We start from the raw sequence: 18,187 nt of genomic DNA, 5'->3' as shown, positions 1-18,187 counted from the left end.
GGGCGCCCTAGGCATCGCGTCCGCCCGCCTGACGCGGTGTCGGATCGATGCGGTAACCGACGCCGGGCAGCGTCGAGATCAACCAGGGTTCGCCGAGCCGTTTGCGCAGAGCGGAGACCGTGATGCGCACGGCGTTGGTGAACGGGTCCGCGTTCTCGTCCCAGGCGCGCTCGAGAAGCTCCTCGGCACTGATCACGCCCCCCTCGGCGGCGACCAGGACCTCGAGGACGGCGAACTGCTTGCGCGTCAGCGCGACGTAGCGCCCGTCGCGATAGACCTCGCGGCGGAACGGGTCAAGGCGCAGGCCGGCGATCTCTCGCACCGGAGGCCGGTGGTACGCGCGCCGACGGTCGAGGGCTCGGAGCCGCAGCACGAGCTCTTGCAGCTCGAAGGGCTTGGTGAGGTAGTCGTCGGCGCCGACGCCGAACCCGGAGGCCTTGTCGTCGAGCCGGTCGGCGGCGGTCAGCATCAGGATCGGCATGCCGCTTCCGGACGCGATGATGCTCTCGGCGACCTCATCGCCGGACGGCCCCGGGATGTCGCGGTCGAGCACGGCGATGTCGTAGGCGTTGATGCTCAGCAGCTCCAGCGCGCTGTCGCCGTCGGCGGCGATGTCCGCCGCGATCGCCTCGAGCCGCAACCCGTCGCGGATCGCCTCTGCCATGTAGGGCTCATCCTCCACGACCAAAATGCGCATGCTCTCGATGCTACGAGCCCGCGCATATCGTCCGCGTAGCGAACGGGTTAGCCTTCCTTGCCATGGAAACCCGCCGGCTCACGCGCGAGGAGGCACGACGCATCGTCGTGCGGGCGCAGCTGCTGGACGCCGGGCGGCCGGGCGATGTCGTCGAGGTCGCCGCGCAGCTGGGGGCCGTCAAGATCGACCCGACCGCGGTGATCGCGCCGGCCGAGCACAGCATCCTCTGGTCGCGCATCGGGTACGCGTACGAGCCGGGTCAGCTGAGCAAGGCGGTCGAACGCGATCGCCTGCTGTTCGAGTTCGACGGGGCGTTCCGGCCGACCAGTCTGCTGCCGCTGATGCTGCCGCTCATGCGTCGCTGGCCCCGGCGAGAGAGCACGCGGCAGTGGCTCGAGGCCAACGACGCATTCCGCCGGGACGTGCTGGCGCGGCTCCGCGCCGAGGGGCCGCTGCTCGCCGTCGACATCCCCGACACGGCGCAACTCAGCCGCCCGCCCGACGGCTGGTCAGGCTCGAATCAGGTGCCGACCATGCTGGACTTCCTCAGCAGGCAGGGCATCGTCGCCGTGGTTGGGCGCGAGGGTCGCCACCGCCGCTGGGATCTCGCCGAACGCGTGTATCCGAGCAACCTCCCGCAGCTCGACGACGACGAGGCCGAGCGCCTGCTCGACGAGCGCCGACTGCAGGCCGCCGGTCTCGCCCGTCAGAAGTCACCGTGGACCCCGGTCGGTCTGGCCGGCGAGCCCGTGGCGATCGAGGGCTTGCGCACGAGCTGGCGCGTCGACCCCGCGGCCCTCGCCGTGCTCGACGACGACGACGGCGGCCGCGTCGCGTTCCTCAACCCCTACGACGGGCTGCTCTTCGACCGCCCGCGACTGCGCGAGATCTTCGACTTCGACTACGTGCTGGAACAGTTCAAGCCGAAGCCGCAGCGCACGTACGGCCCGTTCGCGCATCCGATCCTGATGGGCGATCGATTCGTCGGAATGCTGGAAGCCGCCGTCGATCGCGCGGAAGGGATCCTGCGGGTCGACGCGGTGCATGAGTTCTTCCCCCTCGAACCGGAGGAGCACGCGATGATCCGGGCCGAGATCTCGGAACTCGCCCAGTGGTTGGGCGTTGCGATCGCCGAAGGGCGTCGCTGACCGCCGATCCGCTACAGCTTGATGGTCAGCCGCTGCCGGTGCAGCCACCAGGCCACGAGCGTCATGAGCGCGAGGATCACGACCAGCTGGATCGCCGCGAGCCAGAACGTCGCACCGACGTACCACCAGCCTGTGGTGGGAACCACCACCGCGGCGAGGATCACCAGGTGCAGCAGATACAGCCCGAGCGCGCTCTCGCCCCACCAGCACAGCACTCCGACACCGTTCGGCACCGCCCGCGATCCGAGCTCGACCGCCAGGAACACGAGGGCGCTGATCGCCAGCGTGATCAGCACGAAGCTCAGCGACACCCGGTTCTTGCTCACCGGCACGAGCAGCGCCGAGACGGTCGCGACCACGACCAGCACGGCGCAGCAGATCGCATAGGGCCGCAGCCCCGCGCGCCATACGTCGGCGACGGCCGTGGACAGGATCAGCAGGGCCGCCCAGGCCACCGCGCCGAACAGGCCGCCGTGCACGGAGTGGAGCACGACCGCGAGCATCGACGTGTCGAGGGCGTACTGGTAGACGCAGAGGATCAGAGCCCCGACGACGAAGCGGATCCAGGTGGGGAACCGGATGACGATCAGGCAGGTCAGGCCCGCGACGCCCAGCGCCTGCAGAACGCCCCAGTCGCCGGGCGCGCCCGCCACGGTCGTCGAGCCCGCAGCGATCAGGGCGCCGATTCCGATGAGGGCGAGATATCGCAGGAGGAAGTGCCGGTAGCTGCGACCGCCCCCCATGCCCAGACGGCGGGCGAAGGAGGGGCCGTAGTTCACCCCGACGACGAAGACGAACGCGGACGCGACCGTGTCGGCGACGGTGAAGCCGACATCCGGCGCGTGTTTGAGGAACGCCGGAATGACCTGCACCCCGGCCAGATAGTCGCCCCCGACCATGAGGATGACGAGGGCGCCCCGCAGGCGGTCGACGGCCAGGTCACGGGTCGGCGCGACGGCGCTCGATCCGTCTTCGCTCGCGCTCAGCGGCGCGTCTCGGAACCCGGCTGACATGACGCAACGGTACGCCCCGGCGCGCCGCTCGTGGCGGCTCTGACCCAAGTCGGTGCCGCCATGAGCGGCTCCCTCGGAGATCAGCCGGCGGTCGGTGACGCGCTGGACGACGGGGTGGGTGTCGGAGACGGGTTCTTGGTGAAGGTGTCGCCGGCGACCTGCAGCACGAATTGCGCGAACTCGTTCGGGTCGAATGCCGTCGTGTACTTGAACTGCGTGCCGTTGACGATGATCGTCGGGGTCGACGCGACCGCCTTGATGTCGGCTCCCGGGATCGGGCCGTCGAGAGCGCGGGTGGTCGCCCCCTGCACCCAGCCGCGGAAGCGATGGTCGGTGATGCACTTGCCGACCTGTCCGATGTCGGTGACCCCGGCGCTACGGGCTCGTGCGATGAGCGCCGAATCGTCGAGGCCCGCCGTGCCCTCCTTGGGCTGGTCCACGAAGAGGGCGTCGTTGAAGTCGAAGAAGTGATCGGGAGAATACTCCGCGACGCAGGCCGCCGCGTTGGCTGCCCGCAACGAGTACTGCGTCCCCGCCGACTTGGTGGTCAGGATCGCGATCGGGTGGATCTCGACGGTCGCCGCCCCCGACTTGACCCAGGCCCGCAGCTGCTCGCCGTTCTTCTGCTCGAAGGTGCCGCAGTTGGGGCAGAGGTAGTCGACGTAGACCTTGATGTCGATGACGTCGGGCGAGTTGGTCGCCGAGGGGATGGGCTTGGAGTCGACGGGCAGTCCGGGCGTCTTCACCGCCTTGAAGCCGGTGCCGATCTTGATCCCGTCGCTGAGCATGTTGGCCGGACCGCGCCCGCTCGGCTGGGCGACGCTGAACAGCACGAGGACGATCGCGACGAGAATGACGAGCACGCCACCCACCACCGAGCCCTGGATGATCCAGCGCCGGCGGCGATCCTGCTTCTTGTGGAGTTCGCGCAGCTCACGTGCGCGCTCGCGGGCGCCTTCGCGCACCTCGCTCATGCCGCTGGGCGTTCCGGCAGGAGGAAGGCCGGATGGGCCGTCACTCATGGGTCCTCGTTCTCGGGTGGGTCAAGCGGCGCAAAACTACTCCATCGCCGGTGGGCGAGGCCAATCGGGCACCGCCGAGAATGCTAAGCAACGTTACTGGGAGGGGCCCGGATGCCGCCCCCACTCGGGACCCGAAGGTGCGACGCTCAGCCCGCGGTGCCATACTGGCGGTTGGCCGACGGTGCCCCCACCATCGGTTACTTCCATTCACTACGGATCGTCCGGCACGTACCTGCCGGTGAAGGAGTTCAGTACAACCATGGCATCTGTCACTTTCGACAAGGCGAGCCGCATCTACCCCGGCTCGACCAAGCCCGCCGTCGACCAGATCGACATCAAGGTCGAAGACGGCGAGTTCCTCGTGCTCGTCGGCCCCTCCGGCTGCGGCAAGTCCACCACGCTGCGCATGCTCGCCGGCCTCGAAGAGGTCAACGACGGGCGCATCCTCATCGGCGACCGTGACGTCACCGACGTTCCCCCGAAGGATCGCGACATCGCGATGGTCTTCCAGAACTACGCGCTCTACCCGCACATGACGGTCGCCGAGAACATGGGCTTCGCGCTCAAGATCGCCGGCGTCAACAAGGAGGAGCGCGCCGCCCGCGTGCTCGAGGCCGCCAAGCTGCTCGACCTGGAGCCCTACCTCGGCCGCAAGCCGAAGGCGCTCTCGGGCGGTCAGCGTCAGCGCGTCGCCATGGGCCGCGCCATCGTGCGTCAGCCGCAGGTGTTCCTCATGGACGAGCCGCTGTCCAACCTCGACGCCAAGCTGCGCGTGCAGACCCGCACCCAGATCGCCTCGCTGCAGCGCCGACTCGGCGTCACCACGGTCTACGTGACGCACGACCAGACCGAGGCGCTCACCATGGGTGACCGCATCGCGGTACTGAAGGATGGCGTGCTGCAGCAGGTGGGCACCCCGCGCGACCTGTACGAGTCGCCGAAGAACGTGTTCGTGGCCGGCTTCATCGGCAGCCCGGCGATGAACCTCTTCAACGCCGACATCGTCGACGGCGGCCTCAAGTTCGGTTCGGCGGTCGCCAAGGTCGACCGCTCGGTCACCGACGGCGCCACCGGATCGAAGGTCACGATCGGGGTTCGTCCCGAGGACGTCAAGATCTCGAACACGGGCGAAGGGCTCAAGGTCGAGGTCGACGTCGTCGAAGAGCTCGGCGCCGACGGCTACCTCTACGGACACACCGAGATCGACGGCCAGCGCGTCGACATCGTGGCCCGCGTCGATGGCCGCGCGCACCCGGAGGCCGGCGACGAGGTCATGATCCTCCCCGTCGCGGAGCACGTGCACGCGTTCGACGCCGAGACCGGCGAGCGCCTCTCGAAGCCGGTCGCCGCAAGCAGCACCGTGGGGGCCTGAGCTCCGCATCGCTTCACGACCTCTGCCGCGGCATCCACTCGGGTGCCGCGGCAGAGCCGTCTTCGGGCGACTCATGCTCCGAGGACTCAGACGAGCACCGAGACGGGGTTCTCGATGCGGCGCACGAACGCCGCCATCCATTCGGCGGCGACCGCGCCGTCGATGACGCGGTGGTCGGCCGACAGCGTGACCGTCATGACCGTGCCGACCTCGAGGCGACCGTCGACGACGACGGGCCGCTGCTTCGCCGCACCGACGGCGAGGATGCCCGACTGCGGGGGGTTCAGGATCGCCGAGAACTCGTCGACGCCGTACATGCCGAGGTTCGAGATCGAGAAGCTGCCGCCCTCGAGCTCGTGCTGCTGCAGACGCCCGGCGCGAGCGCGCTCGGCGAGTTCAGCCACGGTCGCGCTGATCGCGCTGATGCTCGATGAGTCGGCGTCCCGGATCACCGGCGTGAGCAGCCCGCCCTCGACCGCGACCGCGACCGCGATGTCGACCGTCTCGAACCGCCGGATGTGGTCACCGCCCCAGACCGCGTTGGCGGCCGGCACCTCGCGCAGCGCGGCCGCGACGGCCTTGACGACGAAGTCGTTGACCGAGATCTTGCGCGAAGCGGTCTGGTTGACCTCGGCGCGCAGGGCCAGCAGCCGGTCGACCTGCACGTGGGCGGTCACGTAGAAGTGCGGCACGGTGGTCTTGCTCTCGGTGAGCCGGCGCGCGATGGCGCGGCGCATTCCCGTGAGCGGCAGATCGGTGAAGCCGGCGCCCTCGACCCGGTCGGGCCGGGCCTCGGCGGCGCGCGGGGCGGGAGCCTGGGCGACCGCGGCGCTCTCGAGGTCGCGGCGCACGATCCGTCCGTTCGGCCCTGTTCCGGTGAGCGCACTCAGCTCGAGGCCGCGCTCGCGCGCCAGGCGTCGCACGATCGGACTCGCGAATACGCGTGCGCCGGTCGAGGGGGTGCTCTCCGGCGGAGCCTCCGCCACCAGGGGCTCCGCCGGAGAGATCGTGGAGCCGGCCACCGGCGGCTCCGAGACGGGTGGCGCTGCGACGGGCGCTGCTGCGGCGGGCGGCGGCTCCGCGGCGCCCGCGGCCTGCAGGGCGGGGCCGATCTGATCGGGCCCCTCGCCCGCCGCCAGGATGACGGCGATCGGGGTGCCGACCTCGACGTTCTGGCCGGGCTCGGTGAGCAAACGGCCGATCGTGCCCGCCACCTCGGTGGCGTATTCGACGACGGCCTTCTCGGTCTCGATCTCGGCGAGCGGGTCGCCGACCGCGACCTGCTGCCCCTCGACGGCGAGCCAGCTCTGGATGGCGCCCTCGGTGACGTTCGCGAGCACAGACGGCATCCGGACCACGGTGGCCATCAGCGACCGCCCATTCCGGCGCGCACCCGTTCGAGGCCGGCGACGACCTCCGGGGTCAGCGCGATGGCGGCGCGTTCGAGCACCTTGGAGATGCTCGGGCTCGCCTCACCACCGGTGACGCGCTGGATCGGCTGGTCGAGCCAATCGAAGTAGCGCCGCTGGATCTCGTCGGCCAGCCAGCCGCCGTACGAGGTGCCACGGGCGCCCTGCTCGACGATCAGCACGGCGTTGGTCTTCTTGATGCTCTCGCCGATGGTGTCCCAGTCGATCGAGGCGCGATCCAGCCAGCGCAGGTCGATCAGTTCGCCGTCGATGCCGGTCTGCTCGATCGCCTCGAGGCTGTGGTGCACCATCGAGAGGTAGCTGATGACCGTGACCTCCGAGCCCGCGCGCCGGATCGCGGCCTTGCCGGGCGGCAGGATGTAGTCGAGCTCGCCCTCCGGGACTTTGTCGGTCATCGCGTACAGGTCGATGTGCTCGATCACCAGCACCGGATCCTGCATCGCGAGGGCCGCGTTCATCAGCCCGACGTAGTCCGCCGCGCTCGAGGGCGCCACGATGCGCCAGCCGGGTGCCGTGGCGAAGATGCCCGCCGGATCCATCAGGTGCTGCGAGCCGTAGCCCGAGCCCATGGCGACCTTGGTGCGCAGCACGAGCGGCATGTCGTTGTCGCCGCCGAACATGTGCCGGGCCTTGCCGATCTGGTTGAAGACCTGGTCGGCGGCGACCCACATGAAGTCGGGGTACATGAACTCGACTACCGGACGGAAGCGGCCGTCGAGCGCGAGCCCGCCGCCGAGTCCGACGAAGGCGTTCTCGCTGATCGGGGTGCCGATCACGCGACCGGGCCCGTACTTCTTGGCGAGACCCTTGGTCGCCCCGTTGGTGCCGCCGTTGAGGCGGTGCACGTCCTCGCCCATGACGACGATGCGCTCGTCGGTCTCCATCCGGCGGTCCATCACGGCGGCGACCGCATCCACGAATTTGATCTCGCGCCACCCGCCCGCGTGCTCCACCGGGTCGAGCACCGTGAGCGCCGACAACTCGCTCGCGTCACCGCGGATGCCCACGTCGACGAAGCCCGGGTCGGGCCAGAGTTCGGGGCGGATGCGACGCTTGCCCGGATTCTCGGGATCGGCCTCGATGAGCTGGGCCACCGCCGCCGCCATCGCCGCCTGCGCCTGCTCGCGCACGGCGGTCACCTGCGCCTCGTCGAGCCGGCCGAGCGCGATCATCTCGCGCGCCACCCGGGCGAGGGGATCCCGCGCGCGCCATTCGGCTTCCTCGTCCTTGCCGCGGTAGCCGAAGGCGCTGCCCGGGTACGGGCCGTTCTGGTGGAAGAAGCGATAGACCTCGGCTTCGACGATCGCCGAGCCCTCGCCGGCGCGCAGCCGCTCGGAGGCCTCCTCGACCGCGAGGTGCACGGCCAGCGGGTCCATGCCGTCGACCCGCCAGCCGGGGATGCTGAACCCCTGCCCGCGCACCGACAGGCGCGTGTCGGCGGTGACCTCGTCGACGTGGGTCGACACCGCGTAGAGGTTGTTCTCGACGAAGAACATCAGCGGCAGCTTCCACGCCGAGGCCAGGTTCATCGACTCGAGCACCGAGCCGATCTGGCTTGAGCCGTCTCCGTAGTAGCTGATCGTCAGGTCGCGGGTGCCACCGTGCTTCTGCGCCCAGGCGTTGCCGGCGGCGAACGGGACCCCGCCGCCGACGATCGCATTGGTGCCGAGTGCGCCCGCCTCGAGCCACTGCAGGTGCATCGAGCCGCCGCGGCCGCCCGAAAAGCCCTGCGCGAGCCCGAGGATCTCGGCGAGGGTGCGCTGCAGCAGGTGCTGCACCGGCTCGGTGACGAGCTGGCCGAGGTCGACGGTGCCCCCCGTGACGTGGGTGAGCGCTTTGGCGAGGAACTGGTGGTGCCCGCGATGCGAGCCCGTCACCCCGTCGGCGGATCCGAGCCCGATGATCGAGCCGACCGCGCCGCCCTCCTGCCCGATGCTCGAGTGCGCCGGGCCGTGCACGAGACCCTCACCGGCGAGGTCGAGCACCGTCTCCTCGAAGGCCCGGATCAGGTGGAGCTGCCCGAGCATCCGCGCCAGAAGGGCCGGGTCGGCATCCTTCCAGTCCTGGGCGGTCGTGGTCAGTTCGACCCACGAGGCGCCGGTCTCCAAACGTCGTCGTTTCGGCATGGTGCTCTTTCCGTGTCGGCGGCGCACTGCGCTGAGCGGCATCCGCGTGTCGGCAGGTTAGCTCGGATTGAATCCAATATCAAGATCAATCGGCCCATTCGCTTGCGAAAATTGGGAGGAAGTGGACATGATGTATCCAATCAACGAAGATCGGCGCGACCAAGGAGGCCACTCGTGACGCACGGGATCCCCGGGATGCGCGGCACCGACCACATCGGCTTCACGGTTCCCGACCTCGACGAGGCCGAGCGCTTCCTGGTCGACGTGCTCGGGGCCGAGCCCATCTACACGCTCGGCGCGAAGCAGGCCGACGACGACTGGATGGCCGTGCACATCGGCGTGCATCCGCGCACCGTCATCCGCGAGATCCGGTTCTACCGCCTCGGGAACGGCTCGAACCTCGAGGTCTTCGAATACCAGGCGGCCGACGGGCAGAACCCCCCGCCGCGCAACAGCGACATCGGCGGCCACCACCTGGCCATCTACGTCGACGACATGGATGCCGCGATCGCCCACCTGCACGCGCACGGCATCGAGACGATGGGCGAGCCGACCGCGAGCAGGCAGGCCGCCGAAGGACAGCACTGGGTGTACTTCCGCAGCCCGTGGGGCATGCAGTTCGAGCTCGTGAGCTTTCCCGACGGCAAGGCGTACGAGCGCGATGCGAGCCGGCGGCTCTGGCATCCGGGCAGGCCCGCCGAGTGAGAGCGTCGAGCACCCCGAGCACGCAGAATAGGCGGATGAGCGATGCTCCCCGCGACCCGGGCACCGAGCCGGCGACGCGCAGCGGCGATGCCGGCAGCCGCATCGCGGCCGAACTCCGCGAAGCCATCCTCGACGGGGCGTACGCCCCGGGAGCGCGCGTACGCCAGGAGGACCTGGCGGGTCGGCACGGCGCCAGCCGGCTGCCCGTCCGCGAGGCGCTCAAGATGCTCGAGGCAGAGGGCCTCGTCACGGTCGTGGCCAACACGGGGGCCTGGGTCTCGCGGCTGAGCCTGGCGGAGTGCGAAGAGATGTACCAGATCCGCGAGCGCATCGAGCCCCTGCTGTTGCGCTACAGCATCCCGAAGCTCACCGACGAGACGATCGACCGGCTCGAGCGCCTGGCACAGCAGATGGAGCAGTCGACCGACATCGAGCAGTTCCTGCGGCTGGACCGCGAGTTCCATCTCTCCGGGTACGCGGCGGCCGAGACCGCGGTGCTGGGCGGCCTCGTCGAGCAGCTCTGGAACCGAACCCAGCACTACCGGCGCGCCTTCACCCGGGTGTTCCGCTCGGAGGGCGACCGGAGCGTGCATCACGATCACCACCTGCTCGTCCACGCCATCCGCCGGGGCGATCTCGACGAGGCGGAACGCGTGCTGCTCGGCCACATCCGCCGCACCCGGCTCGAACTCGCGCGACACCCCGAGGTCTTCGCCTGAGGCGAGTCGCACCCCATCCGAGCCACACCGAAACCCCGAGGAGAACCATGGCGATCGCCACCATCAACCCCGCGACCGGCGAGACCGAGCGGGAGTTCACGGCCGACGACGCCGCGACCGTCGATCACAAGATCGGCGAGGCGCAGGCCGCCTTCGAGGTCCTGCACGACACCACCTTCGCCCAGCGCGCGGCCTGGATGCGGGCGGCGGCCGAGCTGGTCGAGCAGGAGGCCGAGGCCACGGCGCGAATTCTGGTGCGCGAGATGGGCAAGCCGCTCGCCCAGGCCCGGGGCGAGGTGCTCAAGTGCGCCAAGAACATGCGGTTCTACGCGGATCACGCCGAGGGCATCATGGCCGACGAACCGCTCGACGACCCGACGAGCGTGGGCGCCTCGCGCGCCTACGCCAGCTACCAACCGCTCGGCGTCGTGCTCGCGGTCATGCCCTGGAACTACCCGCTCTGGCAGGTGGTGCGCTTCGCCGCACCTGCCCTGATGGCCGGCAACACCGGCGTGCTCAAACATGCCTCGAACGTGCCCCAGGCGGCGCTCTACCTCGACACGATCTTCGAGCGCGGCGGCTTCCCGGTCGGCTCGTTCCGCACGCTGCTGATCGGCGCGCGCGAGGTGAAGGCCGTGATCGAAGACCCGCGGGTGCAGGCGGTCACGCTGACCGGTTCGGAACCCGCCGGCCGCTCGGTCGCCTCGATCGCGGGCGGCCAGGTCAAGAAGAGCGTCATGGAGCTCGGCGGCTCCGATCCCTTCATCGTCCTGCCGAGCGCCGACCTCGAGGCGGCCGCGACGACCGCGGTCAAGGCGCGGGTGCAGAACAACGGGCAGTCCTGCATCGCGGCGAAGCGCTTCCTGGTGCACACCGACGTCTACGACGCCTTCGCGACGCTGTTCGCCGACAAGATGGCCGCCCTGGTGGTGGGCGACCCGATGGACGAGACGACGGATGTCGGCCCGGTCGCGACCGAGTCGGGGCGAACCGAGCTGGCCGAGCTCGTCGACGACGCCGTCGCCAAGGGAGCGAAGGTGCTGGTCGGCGGGGCTCCGCTCGACGGCCCCGGCTGGTTCTACCCGCCGACGGTGCTCAGCGAGCTGACGGACGACATGCGGATCGTCATGGAGGAGACCTTCGGTCCCGTCGCCTCCCTGTACCGCATCGCCGACCGCGACGAGGCGATCCGGATCGCCAATCAGACCACCTTCGGTCTCAGCTCGGCGGTCTGGACGAACGACCCCGACGAGCAGGAGTTCTTCATCCGTGAGCTCGCGGCCGGCGCCGTGTTCGTCAACGGCATGACGGTCTCGTACCCCGAGCTCCCCTTCGGCGGCATCAAGGACTCCGGCTTCGGTCGAGAGCTCGCCGCCGAGGGCCTGCGCGAGTTCACCAATGTGAAGACGATCTGGAGGGCATGATGACCATCGGATTCCTCGGCCTCGGCACCATGGGCGCCGCAATGGCGCGGCACCTGCTCGACGAGGGCCACGACCTCGTGGTCTGGAACCGCACACCCTCGGCGGCCGACGAGCTCGTCGCCGCCGGCGCTCACCTGGCGGACACCCCCGCCGAGGCCCTCGCCGCGCCGGTGTCGATCTCGATGCTCGCCAACGACGCGGCCGCCGAGGCCGTCTTGGCCGAGGGGAACCTCGCCGGGGGGCCGGGACGCCTGCACATCGCGATGTCGTCGTTGAGTCCCGCCGCCGCCGACCGCCTGCTCGCCGTGCACGAGGCCGCCGGGGTCGCCTACCTCGCCGCTCCCGTGCTCGGCCGCTGGAACGTCGCCGCCGAGGGGAACCTCAACATCATCGCGGCCGGCTCTCCCGAGGATCTGGCGACCGCCGCGCCCTACTTCGAGGTGATCGGCAAGCGCACCTGGGTGGTCGGAGACCGACCACGGCAGGCGAACATCGTGAAGGCGGCGGTCAACTACGACATCATCCACGCCTTCCAGGCGATCGCCGAGTCGATGACCCTGGTCGAGGCGAACGGGATGGACGGAGCCGCCTTCGCCGAGCTCCTCTCGTCCACCCTGTTCCCTGGCCCCGTCTACACCGGTTACGGCGACATGATCGCGCACCGCCGGTACTCGCCCCCCGGGTTCACGATGACGCTCGGCGCCAAAGACCTCGGTCTCGCCGAGGCGATCGCGCTCGAGGCCGGCGTCGAGCTCCCGTCGGCACCGGTGCTGCGACGCGTCTTCGACGCCGCCCTGGCCGACCCGGAGTTGAACGACGCGGATTGGGCGGCGATGGCCGAGATCACGCGGCGGCAGCTCTCGCACCCCGACGCTGCCGTCTAGCAGCGCACGGCATCCGCGAGGGAACGTGCCGTCGCACGCTCGCTAGGCTCATCGCATGGCATCGGCACTCTCGATCACCTCCGCGGTGCCCGATCCGGCACTGCTCGATCTGCCGTGGAACCTGCCCCTCGAGCTCTGGCCCGAAGAGAACATCGCCGCTCTACCCAAGGGCATCTCACGCCACCTGGTGCGCTTCGTGCACCTGGGCGGCTACGTCATCGCGATCAAAGAGACCTCGGCCGATCTGGCCAAGCGCGAATACGAGCTGCTGCGCACGCTGCAGCGGCTCGACATCCCCTGCGTCGAGCCGGTCGCGGTCATCACCGATCGCGTCACCGACGACGGCGATCCGCTTCCCCCGGCGCTCGTGACCCGTCACCTGCGCTTCTCGCTCCCCTATCGCGCGCTCTACTCCCAGGCGCTGCGGCCCGACACCGCGACCCGGCTCGTCGACGCCCTCGCCGTGCTGCTCGCCCGGCTGCACATCGCCGGATTCTTCTGGGGCGACGTCTCGCTCTCGAACACGCTGTTCCGGCGCGACGCGGGCGCCTTCGCCGCCTATCTGGTGGATGCCGAAACCGGCAAGCTCTACGACGGCGGCCTCTCGAACGGGCAGCGCGAGAACGACCTCGAGATCGGTCGGGTCAACATCGCCGGCGAGCTGCTCGACCTGCAGGCCGGCGGCCGCCTCGACGAGGACGTCGATCCGGTCGAGGTCGCCGACGGGATCGTGGCCGCCTACCGCACGCTGTGGACCGAGCTGACCGCATCGGAGTCGTTCCCCGAGAGCGAGCGCTGGCGCATCGGCCGTCGCGTCGAGAGGTTGAACGACCTCGGCTTCGACATCGAGGAGCTCTCGATCCGCAAGGACGAGAGCGGAACCCAGGTGCGCATCCAACCGAAGGTCGTGGATGCCGGCCACCATTCCCGGCGCCTGCTGCGGCTCACCGGCCTCGACGCCGGCGAGAACCAGGCCCGCCGCCTGCTCAACGACCTCGACGCCTACCGCGCCACGGGCGACCGCAAGGACCTCGACGAGGAGCAGGTCGCCCACGACTGGGTGGTCCGGGTCTTCGAGCCGGTGATCCGCGCGATTCCGAAGGAGCTGCGCGGCAAGCTCGAGCCGGCTGAGGTGTTCCACCAGTTGCTCGAACACCGCTGGTACCGCTCGCAGAACGAGAAGCGCAACATCCCTCTCGCCGAGGCCCTCACCTCCTACGTCGACGGGGTGCTGCGTCACCGCCGCGACGAGGTGACCGTCGTGGTGCCTCCGCTGACCGGGTCGATCACGTTGCCGATCGACGTCATCGCCGCCGACGGAGCCGAGGCGGCCGCCGACGACGAGGACTGGCGCAGCAAGGTATGACCAGGGGGCCGCTCGGACGACTCGGCGGCGCCGTCGGCCGGCATCCCTTCATCGCGATCGCGTGCTGGGCGGTCATCGTGGCCGTCGCACTGGCCACCGCCGTCGCGGGTCTCGGCGGGCAGACCGTGTTCCAGCGCCTGCAGGGGCAGGCTCCCAGCGTCGACGGCGAGGCCAGCAAGGCCGATGCGATCCTCTCGGGAGGGGGTCAGAGCACCCAATCGTTCACGCTGCTCGTGCATGGAGTCGACCTCGCCGACGGCCGCCTGAGCGCCGTGGCGAATCGACTCGGCACGACCCTCGCAGCGCTACCCGACACGAGCTACCTCAACCCGCTCGCCGCTCCTGTGCTGCCGGGAGGTGCGCATCCCGCCGCGATCGCGTCGAGCTTCGCCTCCGACGACAAGGGGGTGCTGTTCACGACGACCGTCTCGGGCAGGCACGGCGGCGACCCCGACCCCGACACCGTCGACAGGGCTCAGGCGGCGCTGGAACACGCAGCCAACGAGATCCGCGCCGACGTCCCCTCCGCGACGGCGCTCGTCGGCGGCAGCTCCCTGCTGGTCCACTCGCTTCTGAAGGTCTCGCAGAACGACCTGGAACGGGGAGAGGCCGTCGCCCTCCCGATCGCGCTCGTGATCATGCTGCTGGTGTTCGGCGGGTTCCTGGCGGCGGGCATCCCGTTGCTCGGGGCGATCGTGTCGATCGTCGGCGCGTTCGGCGCGCTGTTCGGCATCACCTACCTGATGGACATCGACAGCACCGTCATCAACGTCGTCACCGCGGTCGGCCTCGGCCTCTCGATCGACTACGGGCTGCTCGTCGTGAGCCGGTTCCGCGAGGAGTACCGCACCGCCCTCGCCGCCATGGGCGAGCCCTGGCACCTCGCGGCATCCGATCGCCGAGACATCCGGCTGCTGGCGATCGCGCACACCGCCGACCGGGCCGGCCGCACCGTGCTGTTCTCGGGCACGACCTTCGCCATCGCCTCGATCGGCCTGCTGGTCTTCGAGCCGCGGATCGTGCGGGCGATCGGGGTCGGAGCCCTCTCGGTCACGGTCATCGCGATCGCGACCGCGCTGACTCTCGTGCCCGCCCTGCTGGCCCTCACAGGCGATCGACTGCTGCGGCCGGGGGCGCTCACGCACATCCCCGGGGTCGGGCGCCTCGTCTCCCGTTTCGGCGACGTGGCCCCCGCCGAGGGCTTCTTCTCGAGGCTCACGCGACGGGTGCAGAAGCATCCCGCGCTCATCACCCTGATCTGCGTCGGCGCGCTCGTCGCCGTGGGCAGTCCGCTGTTCACCCTGCAGCTGGCCAACACGAGCATCGACGCCATCCCGAGCTCGTCGACGCAGTACCGGTTCACCGAGCAGCTCTCCCGTCATTTTCCGGATGCCACGAGCCCCCGCGTCGAGCTGGTCACCGCCACCCAGGGCGACGCCAAGACCTGGGCGACCCGGGTGTCGGCCATGCCGCACGTGGACTCGGTGGGCGCGCCCGCGCAGCGCGGCAACGGCTGGGCCGCCGTCGTACGCGTCGCCCCGGCCACGGGGATCGACGTCGTACGCGAGATCCGCGCCGATCGGCCCGACTTCCCGGCACGGGTGACCGGAACCGACGCCCGCACCGCCGACCTCTCCGACTCGCTCGTCCGCAGCGCGCCCTGGGCGATCCTGATCATCGCCCTCGGCACGATCCTGCTGCTGTTCCTGATGACCGGATCGCTCATCGTCCCGCTCAAAGCCCTCGTGGCGAGCGCGCTCTCGCTCGGCGCTTCGATCGGGGTGCTGGTCTGGGGTTTCGAGCAGGGCAACTTCGCCGGCGTTCTCCACTTCGACGCCTCGCATGTGCACGGGGTCGACGTGCTCGTACTCGTACTGACCTTCGCCTTCGGTTTCGGTCTGGCGATGGACTACGAGATGTTCATCCTGTCGCGCATCAAAGAGCAGGTGGATGCCGGGGTCGAAGCGCGCGAGGCGATCGCCCGCGGTCTGCAGCGCTCCGGTCGCATCATCACCTCGGCCGCGCTGATCATCATCGTGGTGTTCGCCGGATTCGCGACCGGCGACCTCATGGTGATCAAGCAGCTCGGCACCGCCCTCGCGGTCGCCGTCCTGCTCGACGCGACCCTGGTGCGCTGCCTTCTGGTGCCCGCGTTCATGACCTGGCAGCAGCGCATCATGTGGTGGGCACCGCGTTGGATGAAGCGGCTGCACGCCCGGATCGGGTTCTCCGACTGAGTCGGACACGGCGAAGTTGTTCCAGCGGTACATGATCCGGTAGCCTGGCCGCGCCGGATGTGCCGGTGGTACACCCGACAGGAGCCGTCGTGAAGAAGACCCTTGCCGCCCTGGCCGCCCTTGCACTCGTCGCCCTGGGCGTGACCATCGCTCCGACTGCCGCGTTCGCGGCATCCGGAGCGGTCACCGTCACGATCACCGATCAGGCATCCGCGCCGATCACCGGCGCCTTCGTGCAATTGCTGCAGAGCAACGGCAGCATCACGATCCAGGAGACCGGGACCCCGGGGACGTACTCGCTGACCGGTGTCGCCCCCGGCAGCTACAAGGTGAGCGCCACCGCCACGGGCTACGCGACGGAGTACTACGGTGACACCTCGGTGAAAGCGAACGCGAGCCCCGTCGTCGTCACCGACAGCGCGACGACGAGCCTCGCCATGGTCATGGTGCCGGAGTCGACGATCCAGGGCACGGTGACGGATCACCTCGGTCAGCCCGTCTCGACCCACGTCCTGCTGTACTCCTCCAACGAGGGCTGGGGGATCGCCGGCCAGGTCAGCACCGATCCCTCGAACGGCAGCTACGCCTTCGCCGGCCTCGGACACGGCGACTACAAGATCCTGGTGTACACCAGCGGGAGCCCGGCCGACGCCACCCAGTGGTACGTCGACGCCAACACCATCGACGCGGCGACGGTGATCCACCTCACCGGTGCATCGGCGACCGCCGACGTGCAGCTCGAGCAGGCCGCCATGATCACGGGTGCCGTCACCAACACCATCGGGCATCCGCTGCGGTCCATCGTGGTAGGAGCCATCCCCGCCGGGGCGGCGGACTTCTTCAACGCCGGGTCCACCGACGTGAATGGCGCGTACACGATCCAGGGCCTGCTGCCCGGTGCCTACACGCTGCAGGCGAGCGACAACTCGCACTTCTTCGCCACGCAGACGGCGGCTGCGGCGACCACCGTGGCCAACGCCGGCACGGAGGACTTCGTGCTGGTCCCGAACCTGCCCAGCGAGGCCCAGTTGCAGATCACCGGTATCCCGGTGACGCCAGTGAGCGGCCCCACCCAGGTCACGGCGGGCCAGAGCTATACCTGGGTGGTGACCGACGACAATCCGAGCGACGTCTACGCGGCCATCTACTCGGAACCGGTCTACCTCGGCGCTTTCGCCCACGACGCCGGCGGAACGACCGCGGCCATCACGGTCACCATCCCGGCGGACACCACCGCCGGAAGCCACTCGATCAGCTACTTGAGCTACGACAGCGGCAACCAGGTGCCGGAGAACGACCAGTTCTACTTCCCGATCCAGGTCGCGGCGGCCCCGACTGCGACGCTCGCGGAGACGGGGACGGACGGGGCCCTGCCGCTCGGCCTCGGCATCCTGCTGCTGCTCGCCGGCGGCGGCGCCGTGTGGATCGCGCGGCGCCGGGTCAGCGCCCGCTAGACATCACGGCTGCTCCGGGCCACCCAGTCGATCAGTGCCTCATAGCTCTCATCGGCTTGCGAGGTGCGGCCGCTGACGAAGTCGTCGAGGTAGAGGCCCAACAGGGTGGCGACGATCAGGCGGCCCTCCCGGGCCGCGCGAGCCGGAGCCAGACCCTCCTGGATCCCGAAGTGGGTCAGCGCTGCCGCGAAGTTGTCGAGATCGCTGGTCAGCGCCGGGATGTGCAGATCCGGCTGCTCGGCGGCAGCGTTGGCCAACGCGAAGAGCAGCTGCGTCTGCAGCCGGTTGTTGGGATCCCGGAACATCGTCCAGGTGCCCTGGATGGTCTCCACGCGAGTGGTCGGACGCCGGCCGTCGAAGTTGGCGATGTACTCGGCGCTCAGGCGGAGCATCACGAGCCCGAGCAGGTGCTCCCGGGTGCCGAAGTAGTAGGCGAGCATCCGGTGGCTGGTCCCCACTCCGGCTGCGATCTGACGGAAGGAGAGATCGACCCGCCCCTCGGCGCGGAGGTACGCGACCACGGCCAGAAGCAGCTCGTGCGCGCGACCTCCTTCGACGGGAACCCCCTCGTGCATCTCGACCTCCATGCA

Annotated in this window: 15 protein-coding genes; 9 read left to right on the top strand and 6 right to left on the bottom strand. The window is 69.7% G+C overall.

Features of this window, described 5'->3' with window-relative positions; translation table 11 throughout:
- Positions 1 to 7 precede the first annotated feature (7 nt).
- Positions 8 to 697, bottom strand: coding sequence for a response regulator transcription factor (locus ACFPJ4_RS13090; protein ID WP_386740890.1), 690 nt, complete (start codon positions 695 to 697; stop codon positions 8 to 10).
- A gap of 62 nt (positions 698 to 759) precedes the next feature.
- On the opposite strand from ACFPJ4_RS13090, the gene ACFPJ4_RS13085 reads away from it, so the two are divergent.
- Positions 760 to 1,845, top strand: coding sequence for a DNA glycosylase AlkZ-like family protein (locus ACFPJ4_RS13085; RefSeq protein ID WP_386740889.1), 1,086 nt, complete (start codon positions 760 to 762; stop codon positions 1,843 to 1,845).
- Between the two features lie 11 nt (positions 1,846 to 1,856).
- Here the strand turns inward: ACFPJ4_RS13085 and ACFPJ4_RS13080 are convergent, their stop codons facing one another.
- Positions 1,857 to 2,858 (bottom strand): hypothetical protein, encoded by a 1,002-nt coding sequence (locus tag ACFPJ4_RS13080; RefSeq protein WP_386740888.1) that lies wholly within the window; start codon positions 2,856 to 2,858, stop codon positions 1,857 to 1,859.
- Between the two features lie 80 nt (positions 2,859 to 2,938).
- On the bottom strand, positions 2,939 to 3,880 hold the full coding sequence (locus tag ACFPJ4_RS13075) for a DsbA family protein (protein ID WP_386740887.1): 942 nt from the start codon (positions 3,878 to 3,880) through the stop codon (positions 2,939 to 2,941).
- Between the two features lie 259 nt (positions 3,881 to 4,139).
- Between ACFPJ4_RS13075 and ACFPJ4_RS13070 the strand changes: the two genes are divergently transcribed.
- The gene (locus tag ACFPJ4_RS13070) at positions 4,140 to 5,252 is read left to right on the top strand and encodes an ABC transporter ATP-binding protein (RefSeq protein ID WP_386740886.1); all 1,113 of its coding nucleotides are present in this window, start codon (positions 4,140 to 4,142) and stop codon (positions 5,250 to 5,252) included.
- An 86-nt stretch (positions 5,253 to 5,338) separates the two neighbouring features.
- Here ACFPJ4_RS13070 and ACFPJ4_RS13065 read toward each other — a convergent pair whose 3' ends face one another.
- On the bottom strand, positions 5,339 to 6,619 hold the full coding sequence (locus ACFPJ4_RS13065; protein WP_386740885.1) for a pyruvate dehydrogenase complex dihydrolipoamide acetyltransferase: 1,281 nt from the start codon (positions 6,617 to 6,619) through the stop codon (positions 5,339 to 5,341).
- The gene (locus tag ACFPJ4_RS13060; RefSeq protein ID WP_386740884.1) at positions 6,619 to 8,808 is read right to left on the bottom strand and encodes an alpha-ketoacid dehydrogenase subunit alpha/beta; all 2,190 of its coding nucleotides are present in this window, start codon (positions 8,806 to 8,808) and stop codon (positions 6,619 to 6,621) included. The genes ACFPJ4_RS13065 and ACFPJ4_RS13060 overlap by 1 nt, the downstream gene beginning before the upstream one ends.
- Before the next feature lie 174 nt (positions 8,809 to 8,982).
- On the opposite strand from ACFPJ4_RS13060, the gene ACFPJ4_RS13055 reads away from it, so the two are divergent.
- The 7 genes from ACFPJ4_RS13055 to ACFPJ4_RS13025 all read left to right on the top strand — a co-directional run bounded on the left by ACFPJ4_RS13055 (position 8,983) and on the right by ACFPJ4_RS13025 (position 17,597).
- Positions 8,983 to 9,513 carry a VOC family protein gene (locus ACFPJ4_RS13055; RefSeq protein WP_386740883.1) on the top strand — a complete coding sequence of 177 codons (531 nt, stop codon included), beginning with the start codon at positions 8,983 to 8,985 and terminating at the stop codon, positions 9,511 to 9,513.
- Between the two features lie 35 nt (positions 9,514 to 9,548).
- Positions 9,549 to 10,232: a GntR family transcriptional regulator gene (locus ACFPJ4_RS13050; protein WP_386740882.1), complete on the top strand. Its 684-nt coding sequence runs from the start codon at positions 9,549 to 9,551 to the stop codon at positions 10,230 to 10,232.
- A gap of 47 nt (positions 10,233 to 10,279) precedes the next feature.
- The gene (locus ACFPJ4_RS13045) at positions 10,280 to 11,656 is read left to right on the top strand and encodes an NADP-dependent succinic semialdehyde dehydrogenase (protein ID WP_386740881.1); all 1,377 of its coding nucleotides are present in this window, start codon (positions 10,280 to 10,282) and stop codon (positions 11,654 to 11,656) included.
- The gene (locus ACFPJ4_RS13040; RefSeq protein WP_386740880.1) at positions 11,653 to 12,540 is read left to right on the top strand and encodes an NAD(P)-dependent oxidoreductase; all 888 of its coding nucleotides are present in this window, start codon (positions 11,653 to 11,655) and stop codon (positions 12,538 to 12,540) included. The genes ACFPJ4_RS13045 and ACFPJ4_RS13040 overlap by 4 nt, the downstream gene beginning before the upstream one ends.
- 55 nt (positions 12,541 to 12,595) lie before the next feature.
- Positions 12,596 to 13,906, top strand: coding sequence for a DUF4032 domain-containing protein (locus ACFPJ4_RS13035; protein WP_386740879.1), 1,311 nt, complete (start codon positions 12,596 to 12,598; stop codon positions 13,904 to 13,906).
- On the top strand, positions 13,903 to 16,143 hold the full coding sequence (locus tag ACFPJ4_RS13030) for an MMPL family transporter (protein ID WP_386740878.1): 2,241 nt from the start codon (positions 13,903 to 13,905) through the stop codon (positions 16,141 to 16,143). The genes ACFPJ4_RS13035 and ACFPJ4_RS13030 overlap by 4 nt, the downstream gene beginning before the upstream one ends.
- Before the next feature lie 89 nt (positions 16,144 to 16,232).
- A complete protein-coding gene (locus ACFPJ4_RS13025; RefSeq protein ID WP_386740877.1) occupies positions 16,233 to 17,597 on the top strand; it encodes a carboxypeptidase regulatory-like domain-containing protein in 1,365 nt (454 codons plus the stop codon).
- Here the strand turns inward: ACFPJ4_RS13025 and ACFPJ4_RS13020 are convergent.
- Positions 17,594 to 18,184: a TetR/AcrR family transcriptional regulator gene (locus tag ACFPJ4_RS13020; RefSeq protein WP_386740876.1), complete on the bottom strand. Its 591-nt coding sequence runs from the start codon at positions 18,182 to 18,184 to the stop codon at positions 17,594 to 17,596. The two genes, ACFPJ4_RS13025 and ACFPJ4_RS13020, sit on opposite strands and share 4 nt — an antisense overlap.
- Between the last annotated feature and the right edge of the window lie 3 nt (positions 18,185 to 18,187).

Source organism: Lysinimonas soli (assembly GCF_042655435.1).
Classification (GTDB): Bacteria; Actinomycetota; Actinomycetes; order Actinomycetales; family Microbacteriaceae; genus Lysinimonas; species Lysinimonas soli.
Note: the sequence above shows the minus strand (reverse complement) of the source record. Positions and strands in the feature narration are given on the sequence as shown.